Here is a 20,346-nt window from a genome sequence, read left to right as displayed (position 1 = left end):
ATAGAAGATGAAGCTCTTGCTGCGATGTGGATTGCAGACATGAATGTATGAGCGCAGCGGTCGTATCTGGTCGCACTGGGTCACAAAGCGCAGCGGGCGATGTGTCCGGTTTATATTGCAGGCCTGATCGGACCTGGTGACCGCACGAGCGTGCAGCCCATGGCTGCACGCAATGGCGATATCCCTTATGACCGACTGCATCATTTCGTCAGTGCCGGTGTGTGGGACAGTGCGCCACTTGAGGCTGCTCTGTGGCATCATGCTGACCATCTGGTGGGCGGCGAGCGTTCGTGGATGATCATTGATGATACCTCCCTTCCCAAGAAGGGAGAACATTCTGTTGGCGTGGCGCCCCAAGATGCTTCGACCCTGGGCAAGAAAGCAAATTGTCAGACATTGGTGTCCGTGACACTGGCTTCGAGTGAGAAGTGCCACTGATGTTGTCACCCCGTCTGTTCCGGCCCGACATCTGGACAGCGGATCCGGCATGTGTGAAGCGGGCCGGTATTCCACTGGAACATCAGGGCTCCAGGACCAAACCGGAGATGGCTATCGAAAAGATTGATCGCCTCTGTGCCGCAGGTGTCCGTTTTGGCTGTGTTCTTGCGGATGCCGGTTATGCCTGTCTGCCCGGTTCCGTCAGGCTCTGAGCGTGCGGAACCTGCGCTGGGCAGTCGGGATACCACGTCATCAGAAAGTCTATTCCCCCGATGTGGAGCTGGTTTTCCCGGCCAGAAAGCGCGGCCCATCCCGGATACATCCGGTACCGGAACAGCAATCCGTTCCTGCCCATAAGATACTGGAAACTGCAACATGGCGCAGGGTCAACTGGCGTCGTGGGACCAAACGCTGGCCGGACGACCCAGCATATGCCCGGGGATGAAGTCTGGCTGATTGGCGAGCACCGTTCCACCGGTATCTGTCCAACCTGTCTGCCGACACCTCCCTCAGGCTACTGCCGCTGCGATCAAGGCCCGATGGGTTTGCGAACAGGCGCATCAGCAACTCAAGGAGGAACTGGGCCTCGATCACTTTGAGGGGCGATCATGGGCAGGCCTGCACTGGCACGCCCTGATGCCCATGATGGCCTACGCCTTTCTCCACTCCCGGCGCCTCACGGCGGTCGGACGGGAAAAAAGAGTCACCGGCCCACCACCACAGCCCAGTCTGCCAGCAATACGACAGGCCATTCTTGATCGCATCCTGCGACCACCTATCGGGCAATGCCCGCACTGTGGAAACCTTCTACTCCAGACCCCAAAACGTATTCTGCCAAAGTAGTGCTTGCCTGTGTTAGAGACCTGCCTCTCCCATAAAAACTGCTACAATCTTGCGATAGGTCCGTTGCACAAAGCTGGTGGCGGTGGCGTGGATTCGTACCATCCCCATCATGCGCCGTTTTAGCTGTGGCAGTGGCCGATCGGGCAGGACAATAACCTGATAGACCGTTTCTTCCGGCACCATTGCGTGACTGGTTTCGTCCTTATGTGCCTTGATGTGGCCGCCATAGGGCGATGCCTGTTCCAGAGCATCAATTTCAGGAACCGATGCGACCGAGATCGACTGCACATGCCCTGTTATCCGCGCAGTATCAGGGCTATCGGCTATAAAACTGGCCTGTGCGCCGGGTTGTATGAAGCCTATATCCGTTTCATGCACGTATGCCTCGATGGCAGGGTGCCCCGGCGTGATGACCGAGCCGATATAGTCATGCTGTTTCAGCGTATCACCCGCATGGATTTCCGGTGGAACATCGACTAGCATGCCAGCAAAGGGGGCGCGGATGGTCAACTGTCTTATCGCGGCTTCAGCACGCAGGCGTTCGGCGGTTTCATGCTCGATTTTGTCACGTGTATCATCCAGCGAGGCCGTATCTTCTGCACCAAACATCCGTTCCGACAGCGTGGCGTCCAGTGTTGTCAGCCGTGCGATTGAAACCGCACGGTCATGGTCAAGCTGGGGGGAGCGCAGTTCTACCACGGCCTCGCCTGCCTGTACCACGCTGCCCGTAGGGAGCAGGCGCACCACCACGCCCGGGTCGTGTGTATAAAGCATGCTCTGCCCTTCCGCCCGCAATACGGCAGGCGCGCGGATGGAATGACTCCATGGAAATACAAGGAGTGCAAGCAGTATGACAAAACCCACGCCCGTAACATGCACGCGGCGGCTGCCAGGTGCATGCAGGGCCTGCTGTGCCCATTGCGCCAGCTCTCCCATGATGGGTCGGGCAACGAAAAACCAGATTTCAATTCCCATCAGAACCACGCCCAGCGCGGGAAAGACCGCATGATAGACAACCAGCGCAATGCCGGTGAACAGAAAGAAACGGTAAAGCCATGTGGCAAGGCTGTAGCCTACCAGCATGATGCCCCTGCGTGCGGGAAAGACCTCAGGTGGAGGCGTGTCCATACCAAACAGGAACCTGCGGGTGCGCCAGCGTGTCCATGCAAATGCACGCTCCTGCAGGTTGGGAATACCCATCAGGTCAGAGAGGATATAATACCCGTCAAACCGCATCAGCGGGCTGAGATTGACCGATAGGGTCAAAATCCATGTTGAACTGCTTAACGTGAACAGGCCATCACGCAGCGGCCCGTCGGGTACAATGCTCCAGATAATGGTGGCCAGCGTAGCCAGCATGATTTCGGCCACCATGCCGGCACAGTCGATCACCAGCCGGTCACGCGCACGGACCAGTCGCCATGCATCGGTTGTATCGGTCCATAAAACGGGGCACAGGACCAGAAAGGCGACCCCCATGGCTGGCACCCGGCAGCCAAAATGTCGTGCCGCAATGCCGTGGCCCAGTTCATGCACCGTCTTGCTTAATGTCAGCGCCAGCGCAATCCCGATCGCGCCCTGTGGGGTGACGAGATGCATGAACCCCGCAGCATACAGGCTCCATTGCTGCATGACCAGCACGACCGCCAGCCCCACCGCCATTACAAGCCCGGCACAAAACGGGCGGGTAAAAAGCCAATTTGTAAACGGCACGCAGCGTTTGAGAACTGGATCGGGATTGCACAACCTGACCCGCAGGAACAGGTAATGATGCAGGATCCATGACAGCAATGGCGGCCTGCGTGCCTGCCGGGCCAGCAGGGCACTGTCCACGCTGGTCTGCGCCGTGGTCAGCCCTCCCTGCCGCAGGAAGGCGGCAAGGGCCGTGACATCGGCAGGCTGTGCATCAAACGTGGTCTGCTCACGCACAACGCGAGCAATCGTGTTCGGGTCAGCCAGGTCCCAGCGTTGCAGGATTTCCATTTCCATGCTGCCAAGGCGCACGTAACGGTGGCGGGCAGGGTCATAGAGTGTCCATGTCGGCGCGCCGCTTACAACGGGGCCTTGCAACAGTTCCAGGTCATCACGCAGGGCGGGCCAGGGGGCAGGTGCATTCATGCTCCGCCCCCCGGGCCAGCTAAAAGGAAAGCCATTGCCGTATTACGCCCAGCGGTTTGCGCAGGGCCCACAGCAACAGCATGTGTCGTGGGCCATAGATGCGTGCCGTGCCGCGCAGGCCAAGGCGGATGTCGCTGTTCATGTCGGCACGCAGGGTATAGGCCAGTGTGCCCGCAGGCGTGGGCGTGCTTGCGTAGGAGGTAAAGACCAGATGCCCTTGTGTCGGATGATCGGGATGCACATTATCAAAAAAACGCACGCGTGCATCGGGCGCGAAGTGTGCAGCTTCGGTTGTGGACAGGCGGATCTCGATCCGGCGAGACAGGGCAGGGGCGACCATGAGGATACGCTCGCCTGCTTCGACCGGACGGCCCACCCACTCTGAGGGATCGTTATAAAGTGCCAGTCCGTCTATCGGGGCGGTCAGGGTAGCGCGGTGCAGCAGTTCGCTCTGGTAGCGCATCTGGGCGGCTTCCTCGTCGATACGGCCTTTGAGTTCACCAGCCTGCGCGCGGGCCTTGGCATCGAGCATGCCTGCCTGAATGGCTTCATCATATTGGGTCCGGGCCACTTCCAGCGCCTTGCGGGCCACCTGGTACTGGCTTTCAAGCTGCGCGCGCTCCAGTTCCACCATCGGTGTGCCCGCATGCACTGCGGTATTGGGGGCGACATCAAGCTGGTGGACAATACCGGCAAAGGGTGCACGCACATAGGCAGGGGCAACAGGCACGACCTCGGCCGGGGCCAGAACCCATGAATGTACCGGGTAGAACGCCACAAGCAGTGCGGCCGCGAGTATGGCACCGACCCGCCGGCGTAAGCGTGTATCGCGTGGTCCGGGCGGTTGGGCGGCGATAAGCTGCCGGCTTTCCGCATATTCGCCGCCAATCATGCACAGGGCCTGAATATCGGGCTGTGTCCACGCATCCGGCCGCGCAACAAGCAGCGTGCCGACGCGGCCATGCCGCCCGGCCAGCGGAATAAGCACGGCGTGTGGGGCCATCCATTGCGCCCATTCATCGCGCAGTGCGGCGGGCAGGGCCGCGACATCAATGGTCGTGGGCTCCCTCAGGAGCGTGATGCTGCCGAATACCTGGCTCAGCCAGCGCACATAGGGGGCGGCGGGATCGAACACCGCCGTGCCGGATATGGCGGTAATCCCTGCCTTATCGGTGCGGTACAGGGCTGCCTGCTGATAGGGAAGAAGATTATGGCTCTCGTTGACCAGCACGAAATCCAGCTCATCGGGCGTGCAGGTCCGCAGGCGTTCGCATAGATGCACAAGGGCCGACAGCCGCAGCAACGCAGCCTGCCGTCCCTGCTGCGTGCGTGCAGGATCAGGCGTGGTCATGATCTGTCAACCAGTTGGCCTTACTGGCCAAACCGGGCTTCGCCCGTCATGCCCGGCAGCAGGTTCGGGGCAGGTTGCGTCAGTTTGCCATACACCTTGATGGTTTTGCTGACCGGGTCCACCTTGCCCGAAAGGCGGCTGACGCTTGCCGTATAAGTGGCATCCGTCTCCAGTATGTGAACCTTGAACGGCGTGCCGGGCTGCAGGTGGGGCAGTTCCATCGATGAGACGATCATGGACAGTTCAAGCGAAGTATCATCCAGTATTTCCAGCATGGGGGTTCCGGCTGAAAGATACTGGTAATTATGCACCATGGTATTGGAGACACGCCCGTCAAACGGGGCCTCGATCACACACTGGGCCACAACGGCACTGGCCATTTCCAGGTCCGCATTGGCTGCCTGTTCATCAGCCGCGGCCGAGCGCAGGTCCGATACACTCCACTGCCCGAGCGCCTTCATCTTGTTCTGCACATCGAGCAGGCCACGGCGCTTGATGTATTCGGCATGGGCGTGCGCAAGGGTTGCCTTCTGCTGGCCACAGCGGAACCCGGCCAGCACATCGCCCTTGTGAAAATGGTCACCGTCCCGGAAAGGGAATTTTTCAAGCTGTCCCGACATGCTGGCGCTGATCTGAGCGCTCATGGGAGCGGTGACCTGCACGCTGGGAGCATGGGTGGCCGTGCTTTCCGGCTCTGGCGCAGTGGGGAGTTCGGGCTGCGGAGCCGTAGCTGCGGGTGCAACCGGTTGCACCGCCTGGGCAAGGACCGTGCCGGGCACAAGGGTAAGCACCAGTGCGGGGATAAATGAATATGTACGCATGTGTACAACCGGCCTTCCTTGATAAAAGGCGCCAGCACCGCCCGAGGCAATGCAGCTTTATATCATTGCTGATTAATAATAAGTTAAGTGATACGACCTAGACCGGCCCGGGATTCGGCTGTGCTGTGTCCGTCTGCGCAACAGGGGTGGAAGGCGGCGCAGCCTGCTTCACCGGCACCGCGACGGGCGTCGTGCTGCTGCCGGCATCGGGTTTCTTGATATTGTCGGGCAGGGTCAGGTCAGGCAGGCGGCCGTTTTCCCACAGGGAAATGGAATGTTCAACCTGCGCCGTCAGGTGCTTGAGATCCTGAATATCGGCATTGGCGGGTACAAGATCCACCCCGATGGAGGCATACAGGTTGGCGAGTGCCTGATGGGTATGCGCAAGGCTGCGGCTGTATTCAAGCTGACCTAACAGGGCCGCCATCTGGTGGCGCACGCGATTGGCCTCGGACTGTGCGCCTGCTGCTGAGGCGGATACGGCAAGCTGCTCCATCTGCAGGCTGACATCATTGATCTGCCGCGAGGATTTGAGGAAATCCACCGCCGTAACGTATTTCTGCGCGCTCAGGTTGATCTGGGCCAGAATGGCGACACTCAGTGCAAGGCGGCGCATTTCCGAGAGTTTGACATTGCCCTTGGCCACCGCAATGGCGCGCGGCCCCTGGATCATGTTGATCAGGTTGACGGTTGCCCTGACCCCGATCTGCCCCCAGATGTGGTGGTAGAGCAGGGCGTTTGAATCAAAGTTGCCGTTCCCGATGGCGCCGATACCGGGCATCATCTTCAGGATTTCCTTATAGACATCCTGCCGGTCAACCTTCTGCTGGTACACTTCCATGCGCAGTTCAGGGCGCATGACCAGCCCCATGCGCTCCAGCGTGGGGATGTCGAGGTTGCCGAGCGGCTGCACATCCTGCGGGTGGGTGGCAAGGTTGAGCTTTTCGTCCTGCGGCACGTTGATCAGCGAGGCAAGCTGGATCTGCGCGCCGACCAGTTCATCTTTTATGCGTCGCATTTCACCCAGGATCTGGATGATGTTCTGCTGGTAATCAAGCAGCGTAAGGGGAGACTGCAGGTGCGCGTTACCTGCATCCTGTGAGGCTGCCAGCATGGTTTCCGCATCATGAATGATGGGGTCGAGCCGGGGTAGCATGACCTGGGCTGCCGCGGCCTCCCAGTAATTGGTGGTAACGGCCTTGACCAAATCGTTGATGGCACGCCTGCGGCGCTCGACGGCAATCAGCGCACGGAAAGCTTGCTGGCGGGCAGAGAAATAGCTGATCCCCGCATCCATCGCGTTCCATGAAAAGCTGATATCGCCACTGCCATGGCTCGGCATTTCGGAATAGGAATAATCCAGCGAGCGCCGGTTGCTGAATTCATCAATACTTTCAGCAGCATTGTTGTTGCTTCTGTCCGTATAGCCTGCATCGGCCGCAAGGTGCGGCAGCATCTGCATCAGCGCCAGATCAAGCTGCTTTTCCTGCTGGTTGATCTCGAGTTTGGCAACCTGTGAGTCATAATTGAACTTGAGCGCACGCGCGATGGCTGTGCCCAGTGTCAGGTCACCGTTGAGCGGCAGGTAACGGGCCTCGATCGTGGCGTGATCTGCATCGGCACGTTTTATATGGTCGGCCAGCGGCATGGGCTTGGGTCGCATGCCACACCCTGCCAGAAGCACGGTTGTGGAAAGCGCAACACAGGAGGTCAGACGTAATCTGCCACGGGTAAGCTGATGCGTCACAGGATTTACCATAAATTCCGGGTTATGTTCAGGTCAGCAAGAAACAAATTCAATCAAAGCTACGGGAGCAGGTCTGATAATTACCTGAACGCAAACGGAAATGACCTGAAATTTCCAGCCTGATTACGATTGCGTCGTGCTCGATGTCCAATTTCTGTATGGTAATTATGGTGTCGTCACATTTCTGTCAACTTCATTTGTTGTAACACGGGAAAAAAAATTGTAGATGAAATGCGGGAATTGAATATGCAACCGTAGCATCCTGCAGCGTGGTAATGATTCAGGTTATGGAAACCATATGTTATCCATAATCTGGCATTCATGAACAAAGTGTTGATAAAAATGGATTTTTCATGCGTCTGATTCTTGAGCAGAGATATCTCTTTGATGGCAGCGTGGCGCATGTCTCCCATCACCACGGGGCAGACAGGCATCATCACGAGAATCAGGGCGAAAATGCCCATGATACGCCCGTTGTGGATGAAGCCGTCGGTTCCCTGTCCGATATACCTGCAACCGCTGGTACAAATCGGTCGATGCATGAGCGCGATGGTGGTAAAAAAGACAATTTTACCGATATCGTTTTTGTAGATTCCCGCGTCAGCGACTGGCGTGAGCTCACCGCCTCACTGGGCAATAACGTGGGCGTGGTGGTGGTGGACAACACGCGCGATGGTATGTCCGTTGTCTCACGCGTGCTGTCGCACCAGCAGAACCTCAACAGTGTCAGCTTTCTCACCTACGGGCAGGCAGGGCAGATAGAGCTTGGCGGCACGACCATAAACGCTGCCACCCTCATGGCCGATAGCACGCAGGTTGCCCACTGGGGCGATGCGCTGGGGGCGAAGGGGCAGATCCTGTTCTGGGGTTGCGACGTGGGGCAGGGCGCTGCAGGCCGGGCGCTTGTCGAGGACCTGCATACCCTGACCGGCGCCGGCGTTGCCGCCTCGACCGATGCCACGGGCCTCGGGGCCATGGGGGGTGACTGGACACTGGAGCGCACGGCAGGGCTGGACGGCAATGCGGTGGACGCACCGTTCTCCACCACGGCCGAGGCCGGTTATGACAGCGTGCTGGACAGCCCGACGGCTACAGTCACCATTGCGAACACCAGCGGCACCAGCAACCTGCTGGGCAATTCCTTTTCCCAGAACATTACCTTTTCCAACAGTGCGGCCAATGGTGTGGGCTATGCGCCCTTTGTCGAGATATTCGCGCCCACCAACGCAACGCAGGATACGCCACTTACCTCTGTAACCTATCTGGGCCAGAACCTGTCCGCCAAGGCTGTCACGCTGGTGGATGTTGATGGCAAGGTCGGGGCCTATAATCCGTACAGCAGCGGCACGGATGGCAAGCCACAGTTCGTGGGCGCACCTGCGGGCTTCAAGGCGGGGGATACCATGTATGTGGTTTCCCTGCCGTTTGGCAGTTACACGCCGGGGCAGCCTGCCATTACGCTTACGGCAAATTTTGCAAATAATACCACTGAGCCCGTCAGTGCGCCCACCGGTGCGGGTGCGCCTGTTACCATAGCGGCGGCCGGTGGCTACCAGTATGGCGCCGATGCGCTGAACGATCCCGGTACAGACCCGACCATTCAGGGCGTGATCGCGACCAATAGCATTGACCAGAATATCATGCGGGTGACTGCCGGTGTCATCACCTCGCCGCGTGGAGAGGATGAAGTACCGACCGGCCCGGATTATCCCGCCACCTACGAGGTCAGCGTCACGCCTGCCGAAGTGACGCAGGCTAACGCCATCAAGAACATGACGCTCAATGTCACCCTGCCCGACAACGTCAATTACACCAATGGCCCCATTACCCTGACGGGAGCCGATGGCTCGACCATAAGTGGCACCGCCACCTATGTGCCGCCCGCTGATGGCTCAATGCAAGGCGGGTCTGTCAAGATTACGCTCGATAGCGTGGCCGCCAGCGCGAGTGCGCCTTACAAGATTAATATCCCGGTCTATGTCGGCCAGACGGATGCGGCCCGGAATTCAATTCTCAATTCTTCTGGCGGCACGACATCGGCCACCACCATTGCGGGGGGCACCGTATCCTATACCGGCAGCTGGACCCCGCCCGTGGCGCAGGGCCAGACAGCCACGCCGATTGCGCTGAACCAGACGGTGGATACATCGCCCACCACGTTCAATGCCAAGGCGTTCGCGGTGCAGGAGACGGATACCATCACCAATGCAGACGGCACCTCGACTGGCCTGGCAGACAATCAGGCCATGCCGGGGGATACCGTTACGCACGATATCCATATCGAGAATTCAGACTATTATTCCAGCACCAACACGGTGCTGAACACGACCCTGAGCGATGGCCAGACCCTGCAGGCCAGCACGAACCCGGCCTTTACCTACACCGATGCCACGGGTGTTGCGCATACCGTGCAACTCGGGGCCGTAACCAATGCGATGACCCAGACCATCAATGGTGAGACGATCCAGACATCCGGCTCGAACGTATACTGGTCTTACAGTCAGGGAACGGACGGGCAGACCACGGTCACGATGAATATTGGCAAGTACCTGGCCGACCATGACCTGCCCGTCATGGGGGCAGGTCAGCAGGGCACGATCAGCTACGCCAGCACGATCCTGAATAATTACATGGGCACCTCACCTTTGAAACCCGTGACGGAAGGCGATACGGTCAGCAGTACCGTTACGGTCAGTGCGGATGCAACGGGGCCGGATGGCAAGGTTTCCACCGTGCAGGATGGTTCGGGCAGTACGCTTTCCGTGCCCGAAGGCTCTACCGGGCTGCAGATCGTGGCCATCAACGGCCAGCCCGTTGATCCGGCCGATGGCACGCCGGTCATCCACGCAGGCGATGCGGTGACCTATGAGGCGACTTATGCTCTTCAAACCGGCACTTACAACGGCCTAAACCTGGCCTCCTACCTGCCGCTGCCGCTCTATGATACGACCGATCCGACCGGCAACGGCAAATCCGGCTTCACCGCAGCCAGCAGCACCGCCCTGGCTGACCAGGCGGCAGGCACCTACAGCGTGCTGAGCATGCCGGGCGATACCGACCCCGCATCCAACCCGGCCCCCAGTAATGTCACGGTCTCGACGCAGGGTTCGACCAACAGCATCAATTTCGACATGGGAAGCACCACCACCGTCACTTCGAATGACAAGGTGGCCGTACTGTTTACCCTCAAGGCAACCTCCAGTCCGTTTGCCGATGGCCTGACCCTGACCAGTCAGGAACAGTCCACCTTCACCAACGGGCAGAATACCCAGACGGCCCAGTCCACGCTGCAATCGATCACCGTTGGGGAGCCGGAGGCGGAACTCAAGACCGGTATCGTGTCGGTTACGAATGACAGCGGCGCAAACCAGCCCGTAACCTACACCCCCCAGACTGCAGGCGAGGCAGGCAGCACCGACCCCACCGCAACCTTCAATGCTGCCGGCACCACAGGCGGGGCCTATACCGGCACGCCCGCCAGCGGCATCAGCGCCGTGGATGACCTGAACGCCACCGGCGCCAATGGTGGCGATACCGTACGTATTGCCTCCACGGTGGAAAATACCGGGTCGAGCGGCATGTATGACCTGACGGTGGCAGGCACCCTGCCTGCCGGGTTCAGCGCGGCCGATGTGAAGGATTTTCAGGTCACGCGCCCTGATGGCACCGTGGTCTATTCCTCCGCATCCGATGCATCGACCGCTGCCGCCAGTTACTTTACTACTGGCGGTCTGACCATACCGGCCACATCAGCGACTGCGGCTGTCCTTGCCCAGAAGCAGGACCTGACCATTACCTACGATCTGACGCTCCCTTCGGGGCAGAATGCGGGCGATACGCTTACGGCCAGCGCACAGGTGGTGAACTTTGGCAACAGCCCCGGTGCAGTGGCGAAGGGCGATGGATTCGTTACCAATGGCGTGCCGCTTGGCGGTCAGGCATCGGACCTGACTGATCCGGCAAGTGTAACCCTTTCGTCGCCTACCATCAGCAAGACCATTGGCGCATCCGATCTGCCGGTCAATGACGGGGTGGATGCATCGGGCACATCCAGCGGCACCATTGTCAGCGGTGAGACGCGCCCCACAACCATTACCGTCGCACTGCCAGAGGGTTCGCTGTCGAATGGCAGCAACGATGTAACCGTGACCGAAACCCTGCCCAAGGGTGAGGATTATGTGCCCGGTTCCTTTACCTACACCATGGGCAGCGGGGTCACGTCTTCTGCCGGCAAGCTGGCTGAACCGACGGTTGTAAAGAATGCCAATGGCACCACGACCCTGACCTTCGACCTGGGCCAGAAGGTCACCAATGCCAATACGGATGCCTCGGGCAGCATAGCCCTGACCTATAATGCCTATTATGGTGAGAACAACGCTCCGGCCGATGGTCAGCAGATCACCACATCCGCCGTGCTGAACTATTCCGCACAGGATGGTACCGGCACGGACACCGCGCGTACATCCGGCCCGGCCACGGCAACCGTGACCGAACGCACGCCCCACCTCGCCGAAACCATTAAGGATAACAGCGGCGGTAAATCGCTGTACAGTGGCGAGCATGTCACCTACACCGTAACCCTGAGCAATACCGGCAAGGTCACGGCATATGACATTACGCATGATCCCAGCATTTCATCGGATCTTGATAATGTCACCATCAAGCCTGCCAGGGATGGTTCGACATTTGACAGCACCAGCACGCTGGCAAGCCTGGCGCCCGGCCAGTCGGAAACCTATACCATAACCGGCACGGTCAAATCGGACCTCCCGGCCAACACACCCCTGCGGGTTACGGACAACTATGGCTGGAACTCCGCCCCCACAACCAGCACGCTGACGGAAAATGGCAAGACAGTCGACACGCCCCAGCATTATACGGCCCTGGCGAGCGATACCCCCAAGGTTGGCAATTACACGGCCGTGCTGGACATTGTGGGCGAAGGGAATGGTACCACGAGCGGTATTTCGGCCACCACACCCGTCACGGCCGCCAATACGGTGCCGGGCGATACGATTACCCTGCAGGGTGAGGTCACGATTCCCAAGGGACAGAACCAAAATATGGTGCTGACCATCGCGGTACCCCGTAATGTGGACCTGAACATGAGTTCGCTGCGCCTGCTGCTGGCCAGTGAGTCCGGGTTGATCACATCTTCCACGCTGGGCGATGCCACCGGCGTGCAGTTCAACGAAGGGACGGATGGCACGGCACTGACCCTGTCGGGCAATGGCAAGACGTTCGTGCTCAGCAGCGCGGCGCAATCGGGACTGACGGTTAATCCCGATAGCATTTCAGGCGTGGTCTCGACCACTACGGCCAGCGGTCAGACATTGCTGAAAATCGACCTCGGCACCGTTGCCAATAACGATACGTCCACCACGCCCAATTATGCCATCATCCAGGTGGCGGGCACGGTGGCCAACACAACGGCGACCAAGGACGGCACCAGACTGGCGGAGACGCTGTCCGTCAGTACATCGGGCACCAGCGCAAAATCCGCTGCTGCAACCGAGACGGTAAAGGAGCCAACCCTTACGCTGGGCAAGACGGTCAGTGAAATCGACTACCAGAATGATACCGTCACCTTTGTTGATACCCTGACCAATACTGGCAATGCCACGGCCTATGATGTCGCCCTTGATGACCCGCTGCTTGCAGGGCAGGAAGCCCTTGATGGCACGGTCACGGCTAAGGGCGGGGGCACGCTGAATGCCGCGATCAATTCTACCGGCAGCGTGGCGGCAGCAGGTGCGAACGCCGTTACCACCAGCGGCCTGACCCTGGCCTCGGGCGCCAGCGAGACCGTAACCTATACGGTCAAGCTGTCCGACCTGCAGAAGGGGCTGGCGCAGACCACGACAGGTGTGACGTGGGAATCACTGAACAACGTCACCCCCCAGAACTCTGGCGGAACGGACCAGAGCCGTGACGGCTCGGCCGGGCAGGCTGGCACGGCAGGCACCAACAGCGCCAATACCTACGCGCGTACCGTCACGATGGGGCTGGGTACCCTGTCGGGCCAGATATGGCAGGCGCTGGGCAATACGCCTGCCACCTATGACAGCGCCATTGATACCGCGCTGGGTGGGGTAAGGGTTACGGTTATCGCGCGTGGGCAGGATGGCACATATGCTTCCGGCCTTGTGCAGTCAGGCATCACCACCGATGCCAGCGGCGATTATGCGGCACTGGTGCCCGTTTATGGCACGCCCACATCCTCCATTGCCGAAATCAGCGTACCCGCCACGGGCGGAACGGATGGCGTGCCCGCCAACGAGACGGAAGTCTATAACCGCGACGGTACGGCAGGCAGCACGGTCACCGCCATTAACCCCGATACCACGGGCGGCATGAATGCAACCCATGCCGACCTGGCCTATGAACTGCCCGACACCGCCCCCACCATTGCAGGCTGGCAGGACACCACGCCCCACGTCACCACCGCAGGCACTGCCACGGCCCTCGCAGATGGCAGTGTGCAGGTGGCCGATAGCGAACTGGACAGGCTGATAACCGCCGAGGGCGGTACCTACTCCTATGCCAACACCACCCTTACGGTGCAACGTTATGTCGATGGCACGGCCACGCCTTCGGCCACTGACAGTTTCGGCGCGCTGGCAGGCACCGGGGTGAGCATGGCCGGTGGCCAGGTGAGTGTGAACGGCACCGCCATCGGCACCTATACCGACAAGGGCGGCGTGCTGCAGGTCACGTTCAATGCATCCGCCACCAAGGGCAGCATCGCCACACTCGCACAGGATCTGACCTATACATACACGCCTGCAGCGACCAATCCAGCAACACAGATGGATGTCACGCTGGGGGCTACGTTCTCCGATGGCAATACCAACCTTGCGGGCCAGCAAGTTGCAACCGGCGCGCAGGGCACGGGTGGCGTACAAACCAGCACACCCATGTTCACGCGCGTGAGTGTTGGGGGCACCCCCTTTGCCACCACCTTTACCGAACCCAATGATACCCCGGCCACAGCGTCGGCGACCGCCCTCGGCTCCTATATCTCGGTGGAGGACGCATCAGGCACGGGTGTGGGTTCGATCCAGAAAGTGACGGTGCAGATCGGCTCCGCCACGGCGGAGGACGTGCTGGCCGCCACCACGGCAGGCGGCATTACCACCAGCATGGACCGCGCGACCGGCACCCTGACACTGACCGCAGGAACCGGCACTACGCTGAAGAACTGGCAGAGCACGCTGAGCAGCCTGAAATATTACGACAGTTCCGATACGCCCATCGTGGGCACGCGGAATGTAAGCATATCGGTCTTTGAAAATGGGGCGAACGCTCCCATCGTCACACACGGCACGATTGCGGTGGCTGCCGCCAATGACTCCCCGATACTCGATCCCTCGGCCCCGGTTTCCCTTAACGATGCGCAGGAAGATTCAGCTCCACCCCAGGGAGCGGTGGGCACCGCAGTCTCGCAACTGGTGGGTTATACGGGTGCAGCGGACGGCGCGGGCAACGTGACCGACCCCGATGGCGCGGGCCTGACAGGCCAGAGTGCCGCAGGCACTCCTTCGCTGCCCGGCATTGCCATTACCAGTGCTGATAGCACCCATGGCACATGGTGGTACAGCACCGATAACGGCAAGACATGGAGTGAATTTGCCGGTAGCGGCGCAGGCAGCGCGGTTGGCAGTGGCAATGCTCTGCACCTGATCGATAACGGGCAGGCGCGAATTTATTTCCAGTCCACTGACCCGAACTGGAACGGCAAGGTCAATGATGCCCTGACCTTCCGCGCATGGGACCAGTTTGACGGCGCAACCAATGGCACCATCTCCGCGCTGCCGGCCACAGCAGGGCTGGGCACGGGCACCAACACGCCGGGTTCGGCCTATTCAGCGGCCACAGATAGCGTTGCGCTGATAAATGACAACGTAAACGACGCCCCGAACGTGGTGGCTGATAACACCATCCCCGGCGCAACCCCGGTCACGGGGGACCAGCCCGCCTCGTGGAAGGTGACGGAAGACACGCCGCAGGCAACAAGCGTGCAGGGTCTGTTCGGCAGCTACTTCTCGGACCAGACCGATCAGCAGCAGAGTGCCTCCAACCCCGATGGTTCCACCGCCAATACCATGGCGGGCGTGGCCGTGGTGGGCTACACGCCCTCGGCGGCGGGCACATGGTCGTATTCCACTGATGGCGGCAAGACATGGACGCAGCTTTCGGTTTCCGTTTCCACCACGAATGCACTCTTGCTGTCGAAGGATGCGCAACTGCAGTTTACGCCTGCAGCCAACTATAACGGCCAGCCTATCAGCGGGGATGACCTCAAGGTCGTGCTGATCGACAATTCGGGCACCACATCGGACACCCCGGCCTTGGTGGGCGCGAACGGGCAGGCCCTGACCATGGCAGATGGCACGTCGCTGACCGGTGCCGTGCTCGATTCCGGCACGATGGCGGTTGCCGGTGCCGATGTCTCGACCCGTGGCGGGCAGACCGCGCTCAGCGCGGGCACGGTTGACCTGTCCACCGCGGTGATGCCGGTCAATGATCCGCCTACCATGGCGGCAGGCCCCTACACGCTGCCTGATGTGACATCCAACAGTGCTGACAGTGCCAATACGGGCACCACGGTTGCAGGCCTGTACTCCAACGCCGTGCAGGACCGGACCGATGCCCAGCAGAGTGCGGGTGACCCCACCGGGTCCACCGCCGACCACCTGGCTGGCGTGGCCATTACCGGCAATACGGCCAACCCCACGACCGAGGGCACGTGGCAGTATTCCACCAATGGCGGCAAGACATGGACGGACGTGCCCGCCAATGTTTCAGGTAGCAATGCCGTGGTGCTGGGCGATCAGGCTAAGGTACGCTTTGACCCCGTGCCAAATTTTACCGGCACGCCAGGCGGGTTGACCACGCAGGTTGTCGAGACCTCGGCTGACGTGCCCCTGACCGGCAGCAGCGATGGCGTTGCCACCAGCGTGACCGGGCAGGCGCTCGATGGCACCGCCACGGCCCTGACGGGCGTGAACATAACCCAGATGCAGCACGATCACCCCAACGGGTCGGTCAGTACCAATAGCCAGCCGCTTGATGTCACGGTTAACCAGGACGCCCATACGGCAGTAAACATTACGCCAGGCACGGAAGACCAGCCAGGCACGAAGGAAACTGTCTCGCAACTGTTCACCACCACCGACCCGAATGGCGTGGGCGGCGTTGCCATTACCGGCAATGCCACGCCCGCCAGCGAAGGGACATGGATGTATTCCGTGCCCGGTGGCACGGCGCAGGCGCTGCCGACTGATCTTTCCGCCACCAGTGCGGTCGTACTGCCCAAGGATGCGCAGATCTGGTTCCAGCCTACGCCCAACTTCAATGGTGATCCGTCCAACATCTCGTTTACGGCAACGGTGGTCGATAATACGACTGCCACCGCCTTCACGGGGGCGGATGGCAAGGCGGTGGCAGGTAATGCCATAACCGGCGTTGCAACAGGGGTTGATGTCAGCAATACCGGCGGCGGCACCGCGCTTGATGTGGTGCCGGTGCAGGTGAGCACCGGTGTTGAGCAGGTCAATGACGCACCGGTAGCCAGCGGCAGCGCCACGTTGCCCTCGGCCGATACCAGCAACCAGCAGGTCAGGGGCGATAGCGTGTCGAGCCTGTTCGGGCCGACTTTCTCTGATCAGGCCGATCAGCAGCGCAGTGCTGCCAACCCTGATGGCTCGGTGGCCGACCATCTGCAGGGCGTTGCCATTGTGGGCAATACGGCCAACCCGGCAACGCAGGGCACATGGCAGTATTCAACCGATGGTGGCCGGACGTGGAAGAATGTCAGCACCTCGGTTTCCGCCACGGCCGCTCTTGTGCTACCTGCCAGCGCGGAGCTGCATTTTGCACCGGTAACAGGCTTTACCGGCACGCCGGGTGGCCTGTCTGCAGCACTGGTCGAGACCAACAGCACGCTGGCCACGGGCACGGCGGCACAGGTGGCCGATGTCTCGGCACTCATGGCCGATGAGACCAGCCATGTCTCGCAGACCGTCGTTGCACTGAACACAAACGTGACGCAGCAGGAGGGCAATCCTGCCCTTTCGGGTTCGACCCTCAATAATGACCTCAGTTCTTCCGACCTGCTCAAGACATCGGTGGAAGACGGGTTCGAGAACGAGTTCCAGCGTGGCTTTGGTGTTGCGCACCAGACATGGATACGCGGCACGTCGCTCTATCGGTTTGTCACAACCAACCAGCAATATGATGTTGATGTGCCTGCCGGTGCTTTTATCAGTTCGGATGGAACGGACCTCAACCTGACCATTACGGCACGTCAGTCAGGCGGTGCGCCACTGCCTGACTGGGTCTCGTTCGATGCGGATCGCCGCTGCTTTTCCATGATTGCGCCCGATGACGCCACCGGCTCCATCGACCTGACCCTTATTGGCCGTGATGAATATGGCCATGAGGCAGAGGTTGATGTGCATGTGGTAATCGGGCACGAACATCCTGCGTGGCAGATGGCCGATGACCAGTCCATTCCACAGACGGTGGAGCGGGCGATGCAGGTTGTGGAGCAGGACATGGACTGGCTCGCCTTCAACCCCGACTTCCATCGTGCCAGCCATCAGCCTGCCGAGGCAGTTCACGGCAAAAAGGGACTGCGGGCGCAGATGCGCCAGATTGGCCACAGAGCAGCGCATGCGCATGGTCGTAACCTGATTAATCAGTAGCCTCAGGGTTCATCAACTTATTGAATTGAAAAACCATTGGTGATTCACAGGTTTGCATGGAGGCAGGCCTGTGAATCACCTGTTTTGACTGTCTAGGCTCAGGACTCATAGCCAGAACATGACAGTTGCGGCGAGGCAGATGGCTGATAAGAAGAAGACATCGCGTTATTCGCCTGAGTTCCGTGAGTGCGCTGTGCGCTTTCTGGACAAGCACCGCTCGGATTACCCGAGCCTATCGGCGGCCTGTCGCTAGATTGGTGGCAAGGCTGGCTGTTCGGGAGACAGCCTGCACGACTGGTGGAAGCAGGCGCGGTGGGACGCGGGCGCGCAACCGGAACCGGAACCGACCACGGCCGAGACGGTACAAATCCGTTACAAGTCCAGGTCTTGTGCGGACCATATGCTTCCGGCGCATCTTTCCACTGAAGCCCGTTACGGATCACACACACGATCCTCTTGAGCACGCTGCAATCATCCACATGCGCCACCCCGTGAACCAGAGGAAAATACGACGTAATCTTATCCATCTGGCTCTTAAACAACAAAAACACATCACTCGTAGGCTTATCCTCCGGAAGCCCTATGAATCGTAGAACATGCTCAATCCAACAAATTAATAGGTCTGAACCTAGTTTTTATGCCCGTATGTCGCTTGCAGTCTTTCCTGCAGGTAGTCATGCCCGGTGACGGGGGGATAATGCGCCTGCTCGCCGGAGCGGGTTACGATCGGCTCGACCAATGCATCCGCATCGGGATCGAGGAAGAAAGCGATCGAATACCGCTCACCTGCAGGGCGCAATACCCGGTGCGGGGTCGAGACATACACATCATTGCTCCACCGCATCAGGCAATCACCGATATTGCAGATGAACGTGCCGGGAATCAGCGGGGCGTCCGTCCAGTCGCTACCGCGCGGACGTACCTGCAGGCCCGATACGCCATTAACCGCAAGGATCGTGACATTGCCGTAATCGGTATGGGCACCCGCTCCCGGTGCCGTGCTGGCCTGTGATGCGGGCGGATAGCGCAGCAGGCGTAGCGTGGCCATGGGGTGCCTGAATTTATCGGCAAAGAAATCCTCATCTACCCCCAGATCACGGGCAAAACCGCGATGCAGTGCCGCGCCGAGATCAAGGCAGGTGGCGAAATATGCCATCATCAGATCCTGCCATCCCGGTAGAGCAGGCCATGCGTCCTGGCCATCGGGCTGGTTAGGGCTGATGTTGAAGGCTTCCTTGCGATCAGGCAGGGAAGTCGTATCAAGCCGTTCGACCCCCAGCCCTACATAGCCCCGGTTCTGGCCCACGCGGCTCATGGCCACGGCTTCCTTGGCGGCGGCGGGCTGGGTGAAGAACGTGTGCGAGGCCTCGAAAAGCTTCGCTATCGTATCGGGAGACACGCCGTGGCCGGTAATGTAGAAAAAGCCAGTCTCGCGGCAGGCCCTGCCGATGGCGCTGGCCACGGCCTCCCGCTCTGCATCGTTACCCTGGCGCAGGGGGGCAATGTCGATAACAGGGATGTTATGGGTCATGGGACGGCTCCTTTTTACCTCAGGACCGGGAGAAAACCGGTTATCTGCAAACAGGCGTTCGGCGTCACCTGTCTGGGTGGACGGATTGGAATGAGTGCCCTGCTGGCGTATCTGGCGCGGGCTGAGGCCATGGAACTGCCTGATCTCACGTGACAGGTGAAAGGCAGAGCCATAGCCCGTACTGTCCGCAATGCTGGCCAGTGACATGTCGGTATGCCGGATCAGGCGCAGCGCAGCCTGTGCACGCACGGCCCGCAGGTAGCGCATGGGCGTGGTGCCCTGATGCCGACGGAACAGGTCTATCAGGTAGGGTGGCGTAATGCCGGCCACAGCGGCCAGTGTTTCAAGGTCCGGCTTTTCGGCATAATGCAGATCGATATAGGATCTGGCCGCGAGAAGCGGCGCGGGCATGTGTCCGGCCATGCCTTCTCCCGCCTCGATGCGCCATGCCGCGAACAGGGCCTCACCCAGGGCGTTGCGCAACGTATCAAGAGCTGGCGAGACGTACGGACCACACCCGATCCCTTCCCGGAAAAGCGTGCGGATGCGCGGAGAGGCTCGGATCCGGTCACCCAGGAAATCCTGCTCTACAGGGGCAGGTAACTCCAGCAGCGGCGTTTCACACCACTGAACCTGACTGCCCGGTGCATAGGTGGAACGCCGGCCAGTGGTGTTGATGAAGATGCCACACTCACCTGCATGAAGTTCCCGCCTGCCGCCATCGATCACGGTGCTCATGGTGCCTGCCTCCAGCAGGAGCAGACAGGCATAAGCGCGGCTGGTTATGC

6 protein-coding genes and 1 pseudogene are annotated in these 20,346 nt (G+C 60.1%); 2 read left to right on the top strand and 5 right to left on the bottom strand.

Annotated elements, in window-relative coordinates; genetic code table 11:
- The first annotated feature begins 66 nt into the window (after positions 1-66).
- Positions 67-1,196 (top strand): annotated as a pseudogene (locus R5N89_RS15310) (IS701 family transposase).
- A 97-nt stretch (positions 1,197-1,293) separates the two neighbouring features.
- On the opposite strand, the gene R5N89_RS15305 reads toward R5N89_RS15310, so the two are convergent.
- The 4 genes from R5N89_RS15305 to R5N89_RS15290 all read right to left on the bottom strand — a co-directional run bounded on the left by R5N89_RS15305 (position 1,294) and on the right by R5N89_RS15290 (position 7,234).
- Positions 1,294-3,399, bottom strand: a complete 2,106-nt coding sequence (locus R5N89_RS15305) for an HlyD family efflux transporter periplasmic adaptor subunit (RefSeq protein WP_110569763.1) — start codon at positions 3,397-3,399, stop codon at positions 1,294-1,296.
- 19 nt (positions 3,400-3,418) lie between these two features.
- Positions 3,419-4,750 carry an efflux RND transporter periplasmic adaptor subunit gene (locus R5N89_RS15300; protein ID WP_244192239.1) on the bottom strand — a complete coding sequence of 444 codons (1,332 nt, stop codon included), beginning with the start codon at positions 4,748-4,750 and terminating at the stop codon, positions 3,419-3,421.
- Between the two features lie 20 nt (positions 4,751-4,770).
- Positions 4,771-5,571, bottom strand: a complete 801-nt coding sequence (locus R5N89_RS15295) for an efflux RND transporter periplasmic adaptor subunit (RefSeq protein WP_110569762.1) — start codon at positions 5,569-5,571, stop codon at positions 4,771-4,773.
- A gap of 97 nt (positions 5,572-5,668) precedes the next feature.
- Positions 5,669-7,234, bottom strand: a complete 1,566-nt coding sequence (locus tag R5N89_RS15290; protein ID WP_244192238.1) for a TolC family protein — start codon at positions 7,232-7,234, stop codon at positions 5,669-5,671.
- A 437-nt stretch (positions 7,235-7,671) separates the two neighbouring features.
- Between R5N89_RS15290 and R5N89_RS15285 the strand changes: the two genes are divergently transcribed.
- Positions 7,672-18,027, top strand: coding sequence for a DUF4347 domain-containing protein (locus R5N89_RS15285; protein ID WP_110569761.1), 10,356 nt, complete (start codon positions 7,672-7,674; stop codon positions 18,025-18,027).
- Between the two features lie 628 nt (positions 18,028-18,655).
- On the opposite strand, the gene R5N89_RS15280 is transcribed toward R5N89_RS15285, so the two are convergent.
- Positions 18,656-20,296, bottom strand: a complete 1,641-nt coding sequence (locus R5N89_RS15280) for a 2-oxoglutarate and iron-dependent oxygenase domain-containing protein (protein ID WP_110569760.1) — start codon at positions 20,294-20,296, stop codon at positions 18,656-18,658.
- Between the last annotated feature and the right edge of the window lie 50 nt (positions 20,297-20,346).

The sequence above is a fragment of the Komagataeibacter sucrofermentans DSM 15973 genome (genome assembly GCF_040581405.1).
GTDB lineage: Bacteria > Pseudomonadota > Alphaproteobacteria > Acetobacterales > Acetobacteraceae > Komagataeibacter > Komagataeibacter sucrofermentans.
The sequence above is the reverse complement of the archived record's forward strand: the minus strand, read 5'-3'. Positions and strand labels throughout refer to the sequence as shown.